Source organism: Mycobacterium sp. IDUB_37 (assembly GCF_055419245.1).
Window position 1 is genome coordinate 677,329 of sequence record NZ_JBVAXG010000004.1, and the last position, 18,887, is coordinate 696,215.

The window sequence follows — 18,887 nt, forward strand, 5'->3', positions numbered from 1 at the left end:
GAGACGAATCAAGTTCGGGCCGCCGCTCGTGCAGCCCGGTGCGCTGCCGTGGCCAGGCCGATGTCGTCGACGGCGATGCTGGCGATTTCGGGTGTTTCGTGGGCGGTGATGGCGGCGAGGACGTTGCCGGGCGGGGTTTGGATGGCAGCAGTCACGCCCAGTTCGGGCATCAGCCGCACGGCGTCGAGCCATCGAACGGTATGCCGGACAGCCTGAGCGAGGTCGTCGACTACTTTGTCGGTGGCGTGGGCGAGCCGCCGGCCGGTGGCGTTGGCGAAGTAGGCGCGTCGCTGATCGCCGTGCTGAATCCGACCGAGCGCATCCGCGACAGCTTGCGCGGTGCCGGCCTGCACGGCCCCGTGCGATGCGACGCTGACGTGCAGAATCTCCAGATCGCGGGCGCCGACGCCCGGGGCGTGCCTGCGCAGCGTGTCGAGTGCCGCTCGGGTGCCGCCCACGACAATCTGGTCGGCCGAGTTAATAGCGGCAATCCAGAGCGGGTCGTTCTGGGTCGCCAGCGAGTCGAGCAGTGACCGTACGGATGCCACATCCAGTCCGCGAAGCGCTGCCATGCCCCAGGTGCCGTCAGCGCAGGCGCGTTCCATCTCGTCGCCGCGGACTTTGACCACGCGCAGCGCGTCGCTGAAGGTGATGACTCCGGCGAGAACCGCGGCCGCGAACGCGCCAACGGAGTGCCCGGCCACGAACTCGGCCCGCACGCCATGGTCGTCGACTAGCGCGCGAGCCGTGACGACCCCGGCGACAAGCAGTGCGAGTTGCGCATTGGTGCTCGATTGCAACGAATCCTCGGTGTCGAGCCGGGCCGGAAGGTCTTCGAGGGAATCCAGCACTTCTGTCGCCTCGCGGTGAGCCCGTTCGGCGGCAGGGGTGCCGGGCAGGCCCTCGAGCATGCCGGGGCGCTGGGAACCTTGTCCGGGAAAAAGGATGACGACACTCATCGCTGTGTGCCCGGCGGCTCGGTCATCGCCTGGTCAAGTGCGACAAGCCGCGGGCCGTCGCTGGTCCGCAGCAGGATCTTGTCCGGACGGGACGCGAGTTCGGCCAGCGCGACCGCGCCGGGCGCGATCTCGAGTTGACAGTCCACCAGTGGCTCGGGTACCGGTTCCACTGCTGGCTCAGCGTGTTGCGGACGGCTCGGGAAGCTTTCCTGGTTTTGTGGGCGTCCGTGGATTCGAGCCGGTTGGAGAGGTCATCAGGGCCGGAGCGGGCGCGCGCGACGGCATGCCCGGCGCCCTCGCCGTATTGCAGATCGAGCCACGCCGGCGTCGCGTGCCGGCGGCCGTGCGGGTCGTGGCCCATGTTCGGGGCACCTCCGAACCCGGACAGTCGACCCTCGGTGACCGTTGAGGAGTTCGCCTCGCCGTCCATCTGCAGGGTGGAGCCGATGAACATGTCGATGGCGTACTGCCCCGCGAGCTGGCACAGCACCCGATTCGACCGCAGAGACCCGTCGGCGCCGTTGAAGAAGACGTCGGGCCGGGCCGCGACGTAGTTGTTCATGCCCGATTCGCCGCCGAAGCTGTGCACGGTCTCGACCCAGCCGGACTCGATAGCGGGTATCAGCGTCGGGTGCGGGTTAAGCGCCCAATTCCGGCAGATTTTGCCTTTCAGGCCGAGCTGCTCGCCATAGGTCGGCAGGATCAGTTCTATTGCGGCGGTACTGAACCCGACACCGTGGTTGAGCGAGACGACCTCGTGACGCTCATAGATGCCGCGCAGCGCGAGCATCGCCTGCAGGATCTGCACCGGCCCAATGCCTTTGGGGTCGCGGGTGAACAGTGGCTCGAGGAAGAACGGCCGGTCGGCCTGCACCACCAGGTCCACCCAGTCGCCGGGGATATCGACCCGGGGCAGCTCACCCGGCCCGACGATCTCGTCGGCCTGCACGACGACGATGCCGTCGTGGAAGGCGGCCGCCTCCGCGATGATCGGGGTGTCCTCGGTGTTCGGTCCCGTATACAAATTGCCCTGCTCGTCGGCCGCCGACGCGCACAACAGTGCGACATCGGGCCGCAGGTCGATCACCATCCGTGCGTACAGCTCGACGTAGGTATGCACCGCGCCGATCGAGACGGTGCCGTCCTGAACCAGCTGCGCGATCCGCACGCTCTGCGGTCCGGCGTAGGCGAGGTCGAGTTTGGTGGCGATGCCCTGCTCGAATAGGTCGAGGTGCTCGCTGCGGGACACCGACCCGATCAGCATGTGCAGGTCGTGCAGCTTGGCCGGGTCGCACGCAGCCAACGTCCGGGACAGGAAGTCGGCCTGCTTCTGGTTGTCGCCCTCGAGCGCCACTTTGTCGCCCGGACGGATGAGTGCCTCGAGCACCTGCCCCAGCGCGGCCGGCCTGATCAGCTTGCCGTCCGTGTGCGGGCGAGCTTCGGCCAGACGCTCCCGCTTGTTTGTGCGCCGGGTATCCCAGACGCGATGACCGGGCGATGCCCCGGCCGTCGTCATCCGCACTTCCTGTTGGAGTTCACTGTGCTTTGGTCCACGGGGTACAGCCGTTGGTGATGAACTGCGCCACTGGGGGACCCGAAAGGTTTGCGACGAGCGGCTTTCCCGGCAGCGCACTGTCGCCGAGGAGGAATTTCCCATCCTTGGTCCAGGTACTGAATGAGCAGGAAGGTTGGACGTCGCGGGCGTCGACGTTGGCGTAGTAGACGCCATACGGGAGTCGGTCGGGCACCGAGTACGTACCGGGCCCGTAGGTTTCGTCTGCGCGCGCAGACGGGCAGATTACGCAGCCGGCAACGCACACGGTCATTACAAACGCTCGGAAAGTCAGGGAGACGTTGCAAATGCCGGTTCGCATCAGCCCTCCCATTGACTCATCATTCACCGACCCGCGCGTGCGGTCGACAATCAGACGATAAGTTCTTGGCACGACTTTCGCAGACGCCGGGGTAGCCAGGCGGGTCAGACGGTTTCCATCCGTTGGTCGGCGGTGTAGGAATCAGGGTCATGAGTCAGCAAGAACCCCTGAACATGCCGCTTGAAGAGGCAATGCGCACCCAACGTGCCATCCGTCGGCTCAAGAGTGACCCGGTCGACGACGCCCTCATCCTGCACATACTCGAGTTGGCCATGAAAGCGCCGACCGGTTCGAATGCCCAGAACTGGGAGTTCATCGTTGTCAAGGATCGTGAAGTCGTGGCCAAACTGGGCCGATTGAATCGCTTTGCGCTGAATAAGTTCGGGTCGATTTATAAGCGCGTCCTGGGCAACCGAATCGACGACAAGATGCTGCGCATCGAGAAAGCGGTGCGATGGCAGGCCGATCACTTCGATGACATCCCCGTCGTCGTGGTCGCCTGCCTCAAGGGGGTGATCGCGCCCGCGCCGACCATCGCTGCCAGCAGCGCGTGGGGGTCGATTTATCCCGCGGTGCAGAACCTTCTGCTGGCGGCACGCGCGGCCGGCTTGGGTGCGGCCCTGATCACTTTGCCGTTGTGGAACTCGTTCGCGGCGAAGCGAGCGCTGGGTTTGCCGTGGAACGTGACGCCGTGCGCGGTCATTCCGCTGGGTTGGCCGATCGGCAAGTACGGCCCGACCACGCGCCGGCCGGTCGGGGAGTTCGTGTCGCTCGATCGGTACGGCAACCGGGCGTTCCGGTAGCCATCAGGCGTACCGCGATGGGCTACCGGCTCCATTTTTGGACGTGTTTGGCCCTGGTATGGCACGCTCGTGGGCGTGGGTGACCTTCCTGGTTCGCAGAGCGCGAGCGCAGCACGGCAGACATCGGGACCGCCGGTGCGGTCGCTGTCGTCGGATCAACAGCCGGCGACCAAGGCGGACCTGTACGCCGCCGTCGATGCCATGCGCGCCGACATGCGCGAATTGCTCGATCAGATCAGCACGTTGATCAAGGACTCGACCCAAAAATAGGGTGCCGTTGAGCCCCGTCGCGCCCGGCGTCACTATGAACTGGTGAAGCCGTTTCGCATCGACGTTCGCGATGATGTTCTCGACGATCTGAAATCACGATTGGCGCGCACCCGCTGGCCGGAGGCCGAATGCGTGGACGACTGGAGCCAGGGCATTCCGCTGCGCTATACCCGCGACTTGGCCGCCTACTGGGCCAATGACTACGACTGGCGAGCCCGTGAATCGGCGTTGAATCGGTTCGACCATTTCGTCGACCAGTTCGACGGCCTGGACATTCATTTCATCCATCAGCGGTCGCCGCACGAGAACGCCTTCCCGCTGCTGATCACCCACGGCTGGCCAGGTTCGGTGGTGGAATTTCACAAGGTAATCGAGCCGCTGACCAATCCGACCGCCCACGGCGGCCGCGCCGAAGACGCCTTCCACGTGGTGTGCCCGTCGCTGCCGGGGTACGGCTTCTCCGGAAAGCCGGGCCGCACGGGGTGGGGCGTCCAGAAGATCGCGCTGGTCTGGGAGGAACTGATGCTGAGACTGGGCTACCAGCGCTACGGCGCGCAAGGCGGCGACTGGGGGGCGGCCGTCACCACGCAGATGGGTCGCACCGCCACAAACTGTGCGGCGATCCACCTGAATATGCCGCTCGGGACACCCACGAGAGAGTCGCTGGCCAATCCCACTCCCGAGGAGAAGGAAGCGTTCGCCGCGCTGGCGGAGCACCGGAAGTCGGGTACCGGCTACTCCAAGCAGCAGTCGACCCGGCCGCAGACGGTGGGGTACGGGCTGGTCGATTCGCCGGTGGGCCAACTGGCCTGGATTGTCGAGAAATTCTGGGCGTGGACCGATTGTGACGGCCACCCCGAGAACGTGCTCACTCGAGATGAATTGCTGGACAACGTGATGATGTACTGGGTCACCGAGACGGCCGCATCTTCGGCTCGGTTGTACTGGGAGAGCTTCAAGGTGTGGGGCGACAATTCCCGAGTCGAATTGCCAACGGGTGTAGCGGCTTTCCCGAAGGAAATACTGCAGGCACCCCGGCGCTGGTGCGAGTCGAACTTCAACATCACCCACTGGACCACCATGCCGCGCGGCGGGCACTTTGCCGCCTTCGAACAACCGGAGTTGTTTGTCGAGGACGTCCGCAAATTCTTTGCGACGGTGCGCTGAGACTGGGCTAAACGATGCGCCAGCCGCGGCGTGCGCGAAACCTCATGTCCCACAAGTAAAGCTGATACGTGAGAATCCAGGCCCGGTGCGGAATCACCCGGTCGGCCAGCCGCAGTGCCGAGAGCAGCACGTCAAACCGGCGCTGCTGAGACTCTGACCAGTCCAGCCGCATCATCGCCCGGAACTCCGGCGCCAGGAACCCCGTCGTCGCAAAGAGGTTGAACGGCCCGGCAGCGGCCCGCAACGGCCATGGCAGGAAGGCCATGGCCGCGACCCCGTGCAGATGCTCCCGCACGGGTGGGTCTATTTGCAGGTCGTCCAGGGAGCGCTTCCAGTATTCGTCGAACGCGACCCGGTCCGACGGCCACATGCGTTCGGGCACCTGCAGCGTGGTGCCCAGGCGCTTGCCGTCTTGGTAGACGAGGTCGGCGGCGGCATCATCGAGTGGGCCGTGCAGGAATTCGTGTTGTTCCACGAAGTAGCGGTACAGACAGGCGGCGACCCAGAGTTGCAGCTTGGGATCAAAGGCGTTGTAGGAGACCGGGCTCGACGGTCGCGACCGTACCTGCCGGTGTGCGGTGTCCACCGCGCTGCGGATCAGTTTGCGGTCGGACTCGGTACCGATGGTCGCCACCGCCAGGTACGTCCCAGTGGTGCGGGCCCGCTTGAAGGGGTGCTTGTAGACGTTGCCGCTGTCCACCGGGCTTTCCAGCACGCCGTAGCCGACGCCCGGCAGTGACAACTGCATGATGACGTTCGCGGCCGGCAGCAATGTGGCCGCCGGGTTCAACAGGTCTGCAACCCTGGTTACGGGCCGCTTCATTGCGGTTCGTGCCCCATGTCTTCGAGTACACCATGTGTGAGACGCTGCCGGAGTGTTTGCGTCGACGCGGCAGGATCGGGTTGTCGGCGTGCTAGTCGGCTATCTGGCTGATCTTGCGTTCGGCGACCCGCAACGGGGTCATCCGGTCGCACTGTTCGGGACGGCGGCCGCCAAATTGGAACGGCTCAGCTACCGGGACGCCCGGGCCGCCGGGGTGGTGCACGTGTGTCTGCTGGTCGGCGGGGCCGGCCTGGTCGGCGCGGTGGTGCAGCGCGGCGGTCGGACCTCGACGATTGCCGGTACCGCGCTGGCAACGTGGACGGCGCTGGGCGGAACGTCGCTGGCGCGCACCGGGTCTGAGATGGCCGACCTGCTGGACCGCGGCGATATCGCCGGGGCGCGGCGGTTGTTGCCGTCGTTGTGTGGACGCGACCCGGCCATGTTGGACGAGTCGGGTCTGACGCGCGCGACGCTGGAGTCGGTGGCGGAGAACACCTCCGACGCTCAGGTGGCGCCTCTGCTGTGGGCGGCGGCCGGCGGCGCGCCCGCTGTGCTGGGGTATCGCGCGGTCAACACATTAGACGCGATGGTCGGCTACCGCTCGCCTCGATACCTTCGATTCGGTTGGGCTGCAGCTCGATTGGACGACATTGCAAATTTTGTGGGGGCGCGGGTGACCGCGGTGTTGGTGGTGGTCTGCGCACCGTTGGTCGGTGGATCGGCCGCCGGCGCAGTGCGGGCCTGGCGGCGCGACGCGGGCCGGCATCCCAGCCCGAACGCCGGCGTCGTCGAGGCCGCGTTCGCCGGTGCGCTCGGTGTGCGACTCGGCGGGCCTACCCAGTACCACCATGAGTTGCAGATCCGGCCAACGCTCGGCGACGGCAGGCAGTCCACGGTCGCGGACCTACGCCGGGCGGTCACACTGTCGAGGCTGGTTCAGGCGGCCGCAGTCTTCGTGGTGGCGGTCGCCGGATTTGCCGGTTATCGCCGCCGGCCGTAGCGGTCGGCCAGTTTCTGCTCGACAGTCATCTCGGTGACGGGCTGTTCGCCACCGGCCTCGGCAGAAGCCGGCGGGTCACCCTCGGTCGGCGATGCGGCCACCGGCGCGCGGTCTGCCCTGGCCTGCTTTTCCTGACGGCGAGCCCGGACCTCGGCGTAGATGAAATATCCCAGCGCGATCGGCGCGAGAACGCCGAAGGTAATCCACTGGATGCCGTAGGACAGGAACGGGCCGGCGTCCAGGTGCGGAATCCCGATGACGCCGAGCCCGCCCGGTTGGTCCTCGACCAACTGCAGATACGACCCGGCGAGCGGGACCCCGGTCAGCGCCGCGACCTGCTCGGTGCTGATCGAGTACACCTGCTGATAGCCGTCCCGGGTGAACGGGTCCTTGTTGGGCAGAGTGGGTTCGGAGTCGCGCAACCGCGCGGTGATGGTCACCGTTTGGTCCGGTGCCGCCGGGACCGGCGGCACGTGGGAGCCCTGCTCGGGCCGCACGTAGCCACGGTCGACCAGTACCGTCGGGCCGCCGTCGACGGCGAACGGCGCCAGCACTTCAAACGCCTGATCGCCTTCCACCGGCCGCAGTCGAGCAACCACCCGCACGCCCGGCAGGTAGTGCCCGGTGGCAGTCACCTCGCGCCACTGCGACCCCGTCGCGGACGAATTCTGTTGTGGGAGAAGATCTTTCAACGGAACCGGTGGGGTATTGACGGAATCCGCGATCTGCTGATTTTCCCGCGAGGTCCTGGTGTTCTTGCCCAGCTGCCATGGCGCGAGCACCGTGAAGCATAAATAGGTGAACGCGATGCACACCAGTGCCAGCGCTACCCAGCCCGGTTTCAGCAGGAACGTCAGTCCGTGAAACCGCCTCGGCATCAACCCGATCCGTTCTGCGCGAGTCTCTCGTCGACCCAGTCGTGCAAGCCCGGCAGCGCGGCCTCGATGACGACGAACACGTCCTCGAAGTCACCATGGTCACCGTAGTACGGGTCTTCGACGTCGGGCGTGTGGGCGCCGGACCGGGGGTCGAACGCCCGCAGCATCCGCACCCGGTCGTCCTCGACGCCGAGTTCACGCAGCAGCCGAGCATGGTTGCGTCCCAGGGCTATCACCAGATCCGCCGACAGGTGGTCGTCGTCGAGCTGTGCGGCGCGGTGGGCGGTGGGGTAGCCGTGATCGCGCAGCACCCGTTTGGCGCGTGTGTCGGCGCCCTCGCCGGCATGCCAGTTTCCGGTGCCGGCGCTGGTCACCCGCACGGCACCGCCGAGGCCGCGTTCCTGAATCTGGTGGGCGAACATCTTCTCGGCCATCGGCGACCGGCAGATATTGCCGCTGCACACGAACGTGACATGCAATTCAGGGCCCCTGTCAGACACCGAGAGCCCTCCGCAGTTCGTCGATGTTCGATACATGTGTCACGCCGGTGATACTGACCGATTCCGGGAAATCGCCCCGCCCGTAGCCCCAGCCGACCACGACCGTATCGATGCCGTGCGCGGCGGCCCCGTCGACGTCGTGGCTGCGGTCGCCGACCATCAGAACGCGTTCGGGCATTGGCTGCAGCTGTGCGATCGCATGGGCCAGCACGTCGGTCTTGTTCTTGCGCGAACCGTCGGGACTCGCGCCGGCGATGATCTCGAAGTGGTGGTCCAGAGCGAAATGGGCGAGGATGCGCCGCGCCGTCGGTTCCAACTTGGAGGTGGCGACTGCCAGCCGCACGCCGGCGGCCTGCAGGTCGGCCAGCAGCTCGGCGATGCCGTCGAACAAGCTGTTCATGGCCCAGCCGCGGGCGCCGTACTCGGCCCGGAAGGCCGCGAACGCCTCGTCGGCGCGCCCGTCGAGCCCCATCGCGTGGAAGGTCTCGTCCATCGGCGGGCCGACGATCCGTGCCGCCAGATCACCCTCGGGTACGGCGGCGCCGACGTGGGTGAGCGCGTGGCGAAAGCTCGCCACGATCCCGATCGCCGAATCGGTCAGGGTCCCGTCGAGATCGAAGATCACCAACTGCGGTGCTTCGCCCGCGATCGAACTTGTCACGGTCTCATTGTCGTTGATGGACCTGGTGGCCAAGCACGCTCCCGGGAGTTCGGCCTCTGTGTTTCGTTCGCGAAAGCGCGCACTAGTGTTTATTCGATGGCGGGGCTGGATCAGGGCGGGTCGACGCGCTTCGCGCGGGCGCGCTATCACGGCGATCAAGACGCGCTGCCCGGCATGCTGAATTTCGCCGTGAACGTCCGGCACGCGCGGCCACCGGAGTGGCTGCGAGAGCGATTGGGCGCCCGGCTGACAGACCTAGCCGGCTACCCGGCCGCCGCCGACGTACATGCGGCTCAGGATGCGGTTGCTTCCCGGCATGGCCGATCGCGCGATGAGGTGTTGCCGCTGGCCGGGGCCGCGGAAGGCTTCGCGTTGCTGACCAACCTGCGTCCGCGCAAAGCGGCCATCATCGCACCGTCTTTCACCGAGCCGGAGGCGGTGCTCGATGCGGCCGGAATCCCGGTGCACCATGTCGTTCTGGACCCACCGTTCAGCCTGGACGCTGCGGCCATTCCCGACGACGCGGATCTCGTCGTGGTGGGCAACCCGACCAATCCGACGTCGGTGCTGCACACTCGCGAGCAACTGCTCGCGCTGCGCCGGCCCGGGCGGATCGTGGTGGTCGACGAGGCGTTCGCCGACTCGATTCCCGGCGAGCCGCAGTCACTTGCCGGTGAGTCGCTACCCGACGTGCTGGTGTTGCGAAGTTTGACCAAGACCTGGGCACTTGCCGGTCTACGGGTCGGCTATGCCCTCGGGGACCCACCGGTATTGGCCCGGCTGACCGGCCAACGCGCGCACTGGCCGGTCGGGACCCTGCAGTTGACCGCGATCGAGGCATGCTGCGCCCCGCAAGCGGTCGCCGAGGCGACGGCCGACGCCGCCCGGTTGGTGGCGATGCGCGCACAGCTGGTGACCGCGTTGGAATCGTTGGGTGTCGCGGTGGTCGACGGCCAGGCCCCTTTCGTGCTGTTCACCAGCCCCGATGCGGAGCTGATTCGGCAGCAGTTGCGGAAAGACGGAATCGCGGTGCGACGCTGCGACACGTTTGTCGGCCTGGACGGCAGCTATATCCGCGCGGCGGTGCGTGCCGAGTGGCCACAGTTGATCGAATCGATGACCGAAGCCCTCGCCTGCGTGCACAGCGGGAGTTGCCGATGAGCGCACGGCTAGCCGACGTCATCGAAGTCTTGGACGAGGCATATCCGCCGCGGCTCGCGGAGTCGTGGGACTCGGTCGGCCTGGTGTGCGGCGACCCCGCGGACCTCCTTGATTCGGTCACCATCGCGGTCGACGCGACACCGGCCGTCGTCGACGAGGTGCCTGACGGCGGCCTGTTGCTGGCTCATCATCCGCTGCTGTTGCGGGGCGTCGACACCGTCGACGCCAGCACACCCAAGGGCGCCCTGATCCACCGCTTGATCCGCTCGGGCCGGTCGCTGTTCACCGCGCACACCAATGCCGACTCGGCTGCACCGGGCGTGTCTGACGCGCTGGCCGACGCGCTCGGCCTCACCGTCGAAGGCATCCTGGAAACCTCGCCAGTGGTGGCAAATCTCGACAAGTGGGTCATCTACGTACCGCAGGACAACGCTGCAGCCGTGCGGGAGGCCATCTTCGATGCCGGCGCCGGACACATCGGCGACTATTCGCACTGCAGCTGGAGCGTTGCCGGCATCGGGCAGTTCCTGCCTCACGATGGAGCCTCGCCCGCGATAGGCAGCATCGGCTCCGTCGAACAGGTTCTCGAGGACAGAGTCGAAGTCATCGCGCCCACTCGCGCGCGAGCCGGGGTATTGGCGGCGATGCGCAGCGCGCATCCCTACGAGGAGCCGGCGTTCGATATCTTCGCCCTGACTCCGCCGCCGGCCGACACCGGGTTGGGTCGCATCGGGTCGCTGCCGCAACCTGAAGCGTTGCGCGACTTCGTTTCCCGCGTCGGTGCGGCACTGCCGCCCACGTCATGGGGTGTCCGCGCCGCGGGGGATCCTGACCTGCCGGTGTCGCGGGTGGCCGTCTGCGGGGGCGCGGGGGATTCATTCTTGGGTGCGGTAACCGCCGCGGGCGTGCAGGCTTACGTCACAGCCGACCTGCGTCACCATCCGGCCGACGAGCATCGCCGGGGCTCTCCGGTGGCGCTCATTGACGTCGCACACTGGGCAAGTGAATTCCCTTGGTGCGCACAGGCGGCCGAACTGCTGCGGTCCCGTTTCGGCGAGTCGCTGCCGGTCCGGGTGTCCACCACCCGCACCGACCCGTGGAACCTGAGCACGACCGAGAAAGAGACCTGGAGATCATGAAGGCCGAAGTGGCACAGCAACGTTCGCTACTGGAACTGGCGAGTCTGGATGCTGAGCTGTCCCGGATCGCACATCGCGTCACCCGCCTGCCGGAGCGGGAGGCCTACGACCGGATACGAGGCGAGCAGACCGCTGCCCGCGACCGGCTGGCCGCGGTGCAGATTGCGGTGGAGGACCTGGAAGCCCAGATATCACGCTTCGAGTCTGAAATCGAAGCCGTGCGCACGCGGGAAGACCGAGACCGGTCGCTGCTCAGCTCGGGGACGACCGACGCCAAGCAACAGGCGGATCTGCAACACGAACTGGAAACCCTGCAGCGCCGGCGCGGCAACCTCGAGGACTCCCTGTTGGAAGTGATGGAGCGCCTGGAAGAGCTGCAAGCGCAACAGGCCGTCGAGTCAGATGCCATCGCGGGTTTGCAGCCCGAACTGACCAGCAGTCAGCAGGCTCTCGACGAGGCGCTCGCCGAAATCGACCAAACCCGCAATGACCGCGCATCGCGACGGGACGTTCTGGCCGCGGAGCTCAACCCCGATCTCTCGGCGCTCTACGAACGACTGCGCGCCGGGGGAGGACCCGGTGCCGGGCCTTTGCAGGGGCACCGCTGCGGTGTCTGCCGGATCGAGATCGGTCGCGGCGATTTGGCGCGCATCACCTCGGCAGCCGAAGACGAAGTGGTGCGCTGCCCGGAATGCAGCGCGATCCTGTTGCGCGTCAAGGCCGCTGCACAATGAAAGTCGTCATCGAAGCCGACGGTGGGTCGCGGGGTAACCCGGGGCCGGCCGGTTACGGCGCGGTGGTCTGGACCGCGGATCGCCGGACCGCACTCGCGGAGTCCAAACAAGCGATCGGGCGCGCGACGAACAATGTCGCCGAATATCGCGGCCTGATAGCGGGTTTGGACGACGCACTCAAACTGGGAGCCACCGAGGCTTCGGTGCTGATGGACTCCAAGTTGGTCATCGAGCAGATGTCGAGGCGCTGGAAAGTCAAGCACCCCGACCTGGTCGAGTTGCACGCGCAGGCGCAGGAGCTGGCAGCGCGGTTTCGCCGGATCGGCTATTCGTGGATTCCCCGGGCGCAGAACGCATATGCCGACCGGTTGGCGAACGAGGCGATGGACGCCGCCGCGGCAGCGCACCCGGATCGACGACCCGATAAGGTCGCTGTCCCGGTCGCCGACTCAGCGCGGCAGGCCTCGTCGGAATCCCCAGCCGAATCCAGCACCGGACCGGGTTGGACCGGTGCGCGCGGCACCCCGACCCGGTTTCTGTTGTTGCGGCACGGGCAGACTGAAATGTCGGCGCAGCGCCGCTATTCCGGGCGCGGCAATCCGCCGCTGAACGAAGTCGGTTGGCGCCAAGCCGGTTTGGCGGCGCGTTATCTGACCCAACGTCGCGGAATCGCGGCCGTCATCTCATCACCGCTGCAGCGGACCCATGACACCGCGACGACTGCGGCCCGGGCGCTGGGTTTAGAGGTAACCGTCGACGAGGACCTCATCGAGACCGACTTCGGCGCCTGGGAGGGCCTGACCTTCGCCGAGGCCGCCGCCCGCGATCCCGAGCTGCATCGGCGGTGGCTGTACGACACTGGTGCGCTGCCGCCGGGCGGCGAGAGTTTCGACGATGTGTTACGGCGGGTTCGACGCGGCCGGGACCGGATCATCGAAGCGTACGACGGCAAGAACGTCCTGGTGGTTTCGCACGTCACCCCGATCAAGTTGCTGCTGCGCATGGCGTTGGATGCCGGGGCCGGCATTCTCTACCGGTTGCATCTTGATCTGGCGTCGCTGAGCATTGCCGAGTTCTATCCCGACGGCGCCTCGTCGGTGCGCCTGGTCAATCAGACGAGCTACCTGTAGACACACCCGCACGACCGTCACCGGCGGCGACCAGTCAGGCGGCGTCGTGAAAAATCAGTCCCATCGCATAGCGCTCGCCGGTCCGAAGGGTCGAGATCCCGTGGCGCACAGGCGCAGCCGACCAGCCTCGGGCCGATGACACCGGGCGATCGCGAGTCGTGAAAACAAAACCGTGGCCCTGTGGCAATTGTGTTGCGGTGCCTCGAGATTGCGCCCGGAACCGTTGCTCGACGAGCAGGAACTCACCGCCGGTGTAGTCGGTGCCGGCATTGCTCAGGTTGATCACGACTTGAAGCGGAAAAACCAAGTCGCCGTACAGATCCTGATGCAGTGCATTCCAATCGTTGGTCTGGTACCTCAGCATCAGTGCCGTCGACCGGGTCTGGCCCGCGGCATGGCAGGCAGTCAACCAATCGTCGAAGTTGTCGGGCCAAGGCGCGTCTCGACCCAGCTTGGCCCACCAGTCGCGGGCTATCGGGAGTAGCCGTGGATACAGCGCCTGCTTGAGTTGTTCGATCGGCTCCGGATAGGGCGCATGAAAGTAGCGGTACTGCCCGGCGCCGTAGCGCTTCGGAGCCATGTCGATCGTCGAGCGGAACAGGGTGTCGTCGGTATAAAGCTTGCGCAGCCGTTCCGCCTCGCCCGGAGTGACCAGTCTCGGCAACAGCGCGCCGCCGAACTCGTTGAGCTCAGTCGTGATGGCGGTCCAGTCGCCGGAGTCGACGCGGGTAGCCCAGTTGGGCATGGGGCGGCCTCCTCACCAGTTGCGTTGCGCTATCCACCTTAGGGACCTCGTCTGGCTTGCACCCCCGCCAACGGGTACCGTGTTCGTCGCGGACGAGTTGGCTGGGCGGCCGCGGCTCCAACCGGCGCGTAAGCATCGGGGGAGTCGAGGAAAGTCCGGACTTCAAAGAGCAGGGTGATTGCTAACAGCAATCCGAGGTGACTCGCGGGAAAGTGCCACAGAAATCAGACCGCCATCCTTGTGATGGTAAGGGTGAAACGGTGCGGTAAGAGCGCACCAGCACCTCGGGTGACCGGGGTGGCTAGGCAAACCCCACCCGAAGCAAGGCCAAGAAGGTCGCGCCAAAAGTGCGGCCGCGCAGACGTTTGAGGGTGCTCGCCCGAGTCTGCGGGTAGGCCGCTCGAGGCACCCGGCAACGGTGTGTCCAGATGGATGGTCGTCGCCGTGCCGCCGTGGATAAAAGCCGCGGCGGCGTGGAACAGAATCCGGCTTACAGGCCAACTCGTCCGCCCCTAGGGGGGAGCAGCTCAGCGCTTGCTGCTTCGGACCGACTTGTCGAGTTTGTCCAGCGCGGATTCCAGCTGCGCGCGGCTACTGCGGGCGATTTCGCTCTCCTGCTGATAGAGCAGGCCGTAGGTGAAGGTGTCTTCACCTGCGAGATGCGCGACTTCGGCTTGGGCAAGCAGATGTTCCCGGCTGACTGAACTGTCTTGGTGATCGCCGAGCAACGTCTGGATCACCTTGGCCTGCTGGGCGACCTGACTCGCGCCGGTGGCCGCCGCGGTGTAGCGCAATCGCTTGGCGCGCTTGCGGATCGCGTGCAGGGCTTCTTCGGCGTCCTGGGCTGTTGCCCCGCTCGCTTCGGTGCGGTCGTCGCCGGCCCCGCTCGACGCAGCCGCTTCGGCCTCGGCTGCCCATGCCGCCTTTGTGGCTTTGCGGATTTTGCGGTACGCCGCATCGATGGTGACCGGCTTTGCTTCCTGGCCGGGCGTGGTGGCGGGCTGCTGGGTCACGATCGCGTCCAGCGCGTCGAGCAGGCGGAAGTACCGCTTGGACCGCATCGCGACCAACGAGCGGCGCAGTCCGGCCTCATAGCGGCGCTGGGACCCCTCGACGAGACGTCCCCATACGGGACCACGAACCAGTGCCGCGTCCAGTCGCGTCAGTTCACGTTCGTACCGCTCGCCGAGCACCTCGGCATCGCGTGCCACGCCCAAAATTCCTGCGAGTTCGCGAAGTTCGTCGAGAACCCATGCGCCGTCGGCTAATCCGAACGATTCCTGGGATTCCTTGAGCAGGCTGCGGATCTTGCGAATGGTGACTCGCATCTGGTGTACGGAATCGAAGACGTCGTCACGCACGGCACGGTCCCACACCAGCAACTCTTCGACATGCTGAGCCACCGCGCGGTGCACTGGATCCGCCGGTGGCGGTGCGGGAGCGGGCTTTGGTACGGATCCCAACGCCCGAGCCAACTTCGAACCGTGCCCGGCCGGCGCGGCACCGGCGTCCAGCAGCCGGTTGCTCAATCGGTTGAGCAACTCGTGACTCGCGGTCTGCTCCTTGCCACCGTCCGCGTTGACCAGCTCGAGTTCCCACTCCCGCCATTGCTGTTCGGCGGGCTCCGAGTCCGAGTTCGTGGCGGCCCACGCCGTGACGTGGTCGTTGCAGAACTCTGCGAGTGCCGCACCTTCGCCGCTATAGAGCACCTGAGTTTCCCGTTGGGTGGTGATGCGCGCGACCGGCGCGACGGGGCTGTCGCGGACGATCGCCAGCACCACGTCCAACAACTCGGCAGGAACGGCATCTACGTCGGCGGCGGAATCGTCGATAGGCGCGTGGATCTCGGTGCGAGAATCCGCTCCCGCGGGCAACTTCAGATGCCAGCCGGAGTCGGAACCACCGGTGCGGCGCCGCAGGGTGACCTTGTTGCGCGCCAGATCCTGCGTCGCAGTGTCGAAATACACCGCGTCGAGCTCTTGGGTCGTCGCCGTCGCGACATGCGCGACAGCGGCGATGCCTTCGAACGAGGGCGAGACCGTCGACTGGCCTACGTCGAACTTGCGCTCGACTTCCAAATGTCGCGCCGATTTTGGCGCTTTAGCAGGCATTTTCTTCTCCGTGAGAGCGCATTGCTGCCGATCGGGGGGCGTTCATCGGTGTCGATAGGCATCGACAGGCTCCCATAGAGTGCCACACCAGGGTTACGAGACCTCCAGCGATGGCGATCGGCTGCCCCCGGTAGGAGATCCAGCAAATGCTTTAGAAGCAGTGCTCCTCGGCCGGGAAAGTGCCGCTGGCTACCTCGTCGGCGTATTGCATTGCAGCACGGCGTAATTCGCCGCCCACGTCGGCAAATCGCTTGACGAAACGGGCCGCCTTTCCGCCGCTCATCCCGGCCATGTCCTGCCAGACGAGCACCTGGCCGTCGCAGTTCGGACCGGCGCCGATTCCGACCGTCGGGATGGTGAGTTTTCCGGTGATCTGCGTGGCCAGTTCGGCCGGCACCATCTCCATCACGACGGCGAACGCGCCGGCTTCGGCGACGGCAATCGCGTCGTGCACGGTCTGCTCGGCCGCGTCACCGCGCCCCTGAACTTTGAAACCACCCAGGGTGTTGACGCTCTGTGGGGTGAACCCGATGTGAGCCATCACCGGGATGCCCGCCGCGGTCAGGCAGGCGATCTGCTCGGCCACCCGCTCACCGCCCTCGAGTTTGACGGCGTGCGCGCCACCTTCCTTCATGAACCGGGTGCCGGCGGCCAACGCGGCCGCGGGACCGGACTCGTAGCTGCCGAACGGCAGGTCGGCGACGACCAGGGCATGCGGAGCGCCCCGCACCACGCCGCGGACCAGCGGAATCAACTCATCGATCGAGATCGGCACCGTGGTGTCGTAGCCGTACACGACGTTGGCGGCGGAATCGCCGACCAGCAGGACCGGGATACCAGCCTCGTCGAACACCCGGGCGGTCGAGTAGTCGTAGGCCGTCAGCATGCCCCACTTGTGGCCTTCGGCCTTCCATTTCTGCAGATGGAGAGTGCGAATCTTGGGTCGAGGCGCTGAAGAAGTAGCAGAGTTCGAGCCGTAAACGTTCTCAGACATCATTGTCCTAATTAATTGGTCTGGTCGATCCTCGTGGCCCGCACGCGGGTCCCCGGGTTCGTCTGACTGCTCCAGTTTGCCATCTTGTCCATACAGATGCACCGTGGGCTACGCCACGACACACCGCCGGTTGCCACGACCATGGGACGACTATGAGAGAGACGACTAGGAGAGCGATGCAGCGGCTCAGCGGGCTTGATGCCAGCTTCCTTGTCGCTACCAGCTAAATCGGCCCCCTGATGTGGCCTGACCTGGATTGGGTGGGCTTTCTGGCACCATAGGTTGCCATGTGCTTGTTTCGCCGCGACAACTTTGCGCGCATGCTGCTGATGTGGACCGCGCTGGGTGCCGTGGTGCTGGTTCTGGCGGGGTGCGTCCGCGTGGTCGGCGGCCGGGCATTGATGTCCGAGCCGAGGTTGGGTGCGCCGGTGGTGTGGACACCGTGCAAGAGCACCAACCCGGCGGTGAAGATCCCCGGGCACGCCATGTGCGGCAAGCTCGCAGTGCCCGTCGACTACAACCACCCCGACGGGGATGTGGCGGCGTTGGCCTTGATTCGGTTCCCGGCGAGCGGCGACAAGATCGGATCGCTGGTCATCAACCCCGGCGGCCCCGGCGAGTCCGGCATCGAGGCCGCCCTGGGCGTCTTCCAAACGCTGCCCAAGAGCGTCCACGAGCGCTTCGATCTGGTGGGTTTCGACCCCCGCGGAGTGGCGGGGTCGCGGCCGGCGATCTGGTGCAACTCCGACGCCGACAACGATCGACTCCGGACCGAACCGCAGGTCGACTACAGCCACGCGGGCGTGGAGCGCATGGAGAACGAGACCAAGCAATTCGTGCAGCGTTGTATCGACAAGGTCGGCAAGAACTTCCTGGCGAATGTGGGCACCGTCAGTGTCGCCAAGGATCTCGACGCCATCCGCAAGGCCTTGGGGGATGCGAAGCTGACCTACCTCGGCTACTCGTACGGCACCCGGATCGGCTCGGCCTACGCGGAGGCTTTCCCGCAGAACGTGCGGTCGATGATCCTGGACGGCGCGGTGGACCCCAACGCCGATCCGATCGAGGCAGATCTGCGTCAGGCCAAGGGATTTCAGGACGCGTTCAACGACTACGCCGCCGACTGCGCGAAGGACTCGGGCTGCCCGTTGGGCAACGATCCGGCAAAAGCCGTCGAGGTGTATCACAACTTGATCGACCCACTGGTGGACCCGGACAACCTGGCGGTGAGCAGGCCGGCGAAGACCAAGGACCCGCGTGGCCTGAGCTACAGCGATGCCATCGTTGGCACCATCATGGCGCTGTACTCGCCGAACCTGTGGCACCACCTCACCGACGGTCTCAAAGAATTGGCCGACGACCATCGCGGCGACACCATGCTGGCGCTGGCGGATATGTACATGCGCCGTGATTCCAAGGGCCACTACAACAACTCCACGGACGCCCGGGTTGCCATCAATTGCGTTGACCAGCCGCCGATTACCGACCGCGCCAAGATCATCGACGAGGACCGCCGCTCCCGCGAGGTCGCACCATTCATGAGCTACGGGAAGTTCACCGGCGACGCCCCATTGGGCACCTGTGCGTTCTGGCCGGTGCCGCCGACCAGCCAGCCCCATCTGGTGACGGCGCCCGAGCTGCCGCCGACCATCGTGGTATCGACCACCCACGATCCGGCGACACCGTACAAGGCCGGAGTGGACCTGGCCCAGCAACTTAAGGGCTCTTTGCTGACCTACAACGGCACCCAGCACACCGTTGTCTTCCAGGGCGACAACTGCATCGACGACTTCGCCGCGGCGTACCTCATCAACGGCACCACGCCACCCAGCGGCGCAAAGTGTTAGCCGTTCGACGCGGCGCGACACACCCCGGCCAGGGCTGATTAGAGACCAAGGCGTAACTGTTTCGCGTCCTACGCGGGTAGTCGGAAGTGAG

The 18,887-nt window shown here is 66.1% G+C and carries 19 protein-coding genes, 1 other RNA gene and 1 pseudogene; 10 read left to right on the forward strand and 11 right to left on the reverse strand.

The features are described from left to right. Positions 1 to 8 precede the first annotated feature (8 nt). The 4 genes and pseudogenes from ACZY1I_RS17375 to ACZY1I_RS17390 form a co-directional block, all read right to left on the reverse strand. Positions 9 to 959, reverse strand: a complete 951-nt coding sequence (locus ACZY1I_RS17375) for an ACP S-malonyltransferase (protein WP_463755666.1) — start codon at positions 957 to 959, stop codon at positions 9 to 11. Beyond that, entirely contained in the window at positions 956 to 1,129 is a 174-nt protein-coding gene (locus ACZY1I_RS17380) for a phosphoribosyl-dephospho-CoA transferase MdcG domain-containing protein (protein WP_463755667.1), read from the reverse strand. The genes ACZY1I_RS17375 and ACZY1I_RS17380 overlap by 4 nt, the downstream gene beginning before the upstream one ends. A gap of 137 nt (positions 1,130 to 1,266) precedes the next feature. Continuing rightward, positions 1,267 to 2,475: pseudogene (locus ACZY1I_RS17385) on the reverse strand (malonate decarboxylase subunit alpha); the annotation flags it as partial. Positions 2,476 to 2,494: 19 nt separating this feature from the next. Then, positions 2,495 to 2,785: a hypothetical protein gene (locus ACZY1I_RS17390; RefSeq protein WP_463755668.1), complete on the reverse strand. Its 291-nt coding sequence runs from the start codon at positions 2,783 to 2,785 to the stop codon at positions 2,495 to 2,497. Positions 2,786 to 2,982: 197 nt separating this feature from the next. Between ACZY1I_RS17390 and ACZY1I_RS17395 the strand changes: the two genes are divergently transcribed. The 3 genes from ACZY1I_RS17395 (at position 2,983) to ACZY1I_RS17405 (ending at position 5,073) form a co-directional block, all read left to right on the forward strand. After that, the gene (locus ACZY1I_RS17395; protein ID WP_463755669.1) at positions 2,983 to 3,636 is read left to right on the forward strand and encodes a nitroreductase family protein; all 654 of its coding nucleotides are present in this window, start codon (positions 2,983 to 2,985) and stop codon (positions 3,634 to 3,636) included. 69 nt (positions 3,637 to 3,705) lie between these two features. Beyond that, positions 3,706 to 3,906: a hypothetical protein gene (locus ACZY1I_RS17400; RefSeq protein ID WP_463755670.1), complete on the forward strand. Its 201-nt coding sequence runs from the start codon at positions 3,706 to 3,708 to the stop codon at positions 3,904 to 3,906. A gap of 42 nt (positions 3,907 to 3,948) precedes the next feature. Further along, positions 3,949 to 5,073, forward strand: coding sequence for an epoxide hydrolase family protein (locus ACZY1I_RS17405; protein WP_463755671.1), 1,125 nt, complete (start codon positions 3,949 to 3,951; stop codon positions 5,071 to 5,073). 7 nt (positions 5,074 to 5,080) lie between these two features. Here ACZY1I_RS17405 and ACZY1I_RS17410 read toward each other — a convergent pair whose 3' ends face one another. Then, positions 5,081 to 5,896 (reverse strand): oxygenase MpaB family protein, encoded by an 816-nt coding sequence (locus tag ACZY1I_RS17410; protein WP_463755672.1) that lies wholly within the window; start codon positions 5,894 to 5,896, stop codon positions 5,081 to 5,083. Between the two features lie 52 nt (positions 5,897 to 5,948). Between ACZY1I_RS17410 and ACZY1I_RS17415 the strand changes: the two genes are divergently transcribed. Beyond that, entirely contained in the window at positions 5,949 to 6,896 is a 948-nt protein-coding gene (locus tag ACZY1I_RS17415; protein WP_463755673.1) for a cobalamin biosynthesis protein, read from the forward strand. On the opposite strand, the gene ACZY1I_RS17420 is transcribed toward ACZY1I_RS17415, so the two are convergent. From ACZY1I_RS17420 to ACZY1I_RS17430, 3 genes are read right to left on the reverse strand one after another with little or no spacing between them, the layout of a single operon-like run. Then, the gene (locus ACZY1I_RS17420) at positions 6,878 to 7,774 is read right to left on the reverse strand and encodes an SURF1 family cytochrome oxidase biogenesis protein (protein WP_463755674.1); all 897 of its coding nucleotides are present in this window, start codon (positions 7,772 to 7,774) and stop codon (positions 6,878 to 6,880) included. The two genes, ACZY1I_RS17415 and ACZY1I_RS17420, sit on opposite strands and share 19 nt — an antisense overlap. Next, positions 7,774 to 8,310 carry a low molecular weight protein-tyrosine-phosphatase gene (locus ACZY1I_RS17425; protein WP_463755675.1) on the reverse strand — a complete coding sequence of 179 codons (537 nt, stop codon included), beginning with the start codon at positions 8,308 to 8,310 and terminating at the stop codon, positions 7,774 to 7,776. Before ACZY1I_RS17425 ends, ACZY1I_RS17420 begins: the two co-directional genes overlap by 1 nt. Further along, a complete protein-coding gene (locus ACZY1I_RS17430; RefSeq protein WP_463755765.1) occupies positions 8,267 to 8,899 on the reverse strand; it encodes an HAD-IA family hydrolase in 633 nt (210 codons plus the stop codon). The genes ACZY1I_RS17425 and ACZY1I_RS17430 overlap by 44 nt, the downstream gene beginning before the upstream one ends. A gap of 132 nt (positions 8,900 to 9,031) precedes the next feature. Between ACZY1I_RS17430 and cobC the strand changes: the two genes are divergently transcribed. From cobC to ACZY1I_RS17450, 4 genes are read left to right on the forward strand one after another with little or no spacing between them, the layout of a single operon-like run. Beyond that, positions 9,032 to 10,096, forward strand: coding sequence for an Rv2231c family pyridoxal phosphate-dependent protein CobC (gene cobC, locus ACZY1I_RS17435; RefSeq protein ID WP_463755676.1), 1,065 nt, complete (start codon positions 9,032 to 9,034; stop codon positions 10,094 to 10,096). Further along, complete coding sequence (locus ACZY1I_RS17440; RefSeq protein WP_463755677.1) at positions 10,093 to 11,235, forward strand: Nif3-like dinuclear metal center hexameric protein; 1,143 nt, start codon at positions 10,093 to 10,095, stop codon at positions 11,233 to 11,235. The genes cobC and ACZY1I_RS17440 overlap by 4 nt, the downstream gene beginning before the upstream one ends. Next, complete coding sequence (locus ACZY1I_RS17445) at positions 11,232 to 11,969, forward strand: zinc ribbon domain-containing protein (protein WP_463755678.1); 738 nt, start codon at positions 11,232 to 11,234, stop codon at positions 11,967 to 11,969. The genes ACZY1I_RS17440 and ACZY1I_RS17445 overlap by 4 nt, the downstream gene beginning before the upstream one ends. Beyond that, complete coding sequence (locus ACZY1I_RS17450; RefSeq protein ID WP_463755679.1) at positions 11,966 to 13,099, forward strand: bifunctional RNase H/acid phosphatase; 1,134 nt, start codon at positions 11,966 to 11,968, stop codon at positions 13,097 to 13,099. The genes ACZY1I_RS17445 and ACZY1I_RS17450 overlap by 4 nt, the downstream gene beginning before the upstream one ends. Positions 13,100 to 13,133: 34 nt before the next feature. Here the strand turns inward: ACZY1I_RS17450 and ACZY1I_RS17455 are convergent, their stop codons facing one another. Further along, positions 13,134 to 13,844 carry a 2OG-Fe(II) oxygenase gene (locus tag ACZY1I_RS17455; protein ID WP_463755680.1) on the reverse strand — a complete coding sequence of 237 codons (711 nt, stop codon included), beginning with the start codon at positions 13,842 to 13,844 and terminating at the stop codon, positions 13,134 to 13,136. Positions 13,845 to 13,937: 93 nt separating this feature from the next. Here ACZY1I_RS17455 and rnpB point away from each other — a divergent pair. Continuing rightward, positions 13,938 to 14,353: RNase P RNA component class A (gene rnpB / locus ACZY1I_RS17460), an RNA gene on the forward strand. An 18-nt stretch (positions 14,354 to 14,371) separates the two neighbouring features. On the opposite strand, the gene ACZY1I_RS17465 is transcribed toward rnpB, so the two are convergent. Continuing rightward, positions 14,372 to 15,955, reverse strand: a complete 1,584-nt coding sequence (locus ACZY1I_RS17465) for a CYTH and CHAD domain-containing protein (RefSeq protein WP_463755681.1) — start codon at positions 15,953 to 15,955, stop codon at positions 14,372 to 14,374. A gap of 151 nt (positions 15,956 to 16,106) precedes the next feature. Continuing rightward, positions 16,107 to 16,952 (reverse strand): 3-methyl-2-oxobutanoate hydroxymethyltransferase, encoded by an 846-nt coding sequence (panB, locus tag ACZY1I_RS17470; protein ID WP_463755682.1) that lies wholly within the window; start codon positions 16,950 to 16,952, stop codon positions 16,107 to 16,109. 284 nt (positions 16,953 to 17,236) lie between these two features. Here panB and ACZY1I_RS17475 point away from each other — a divergent pair, with 284 nt between their 5' ends. After that, positions 17,237 to 18,796: an alpha/beta hydrolase gene (locus ACZY1I_RS17475; protein ID WP_463755683.1), complete on the forward strand. Its 1,560-nt coding sequence runs from the start codon at positions 17,237 to 17,239 to the stop codon at positions 18,794 to 18,796. Positions 18,797 to 18,887: the final 91 nt, after the last annotated feature.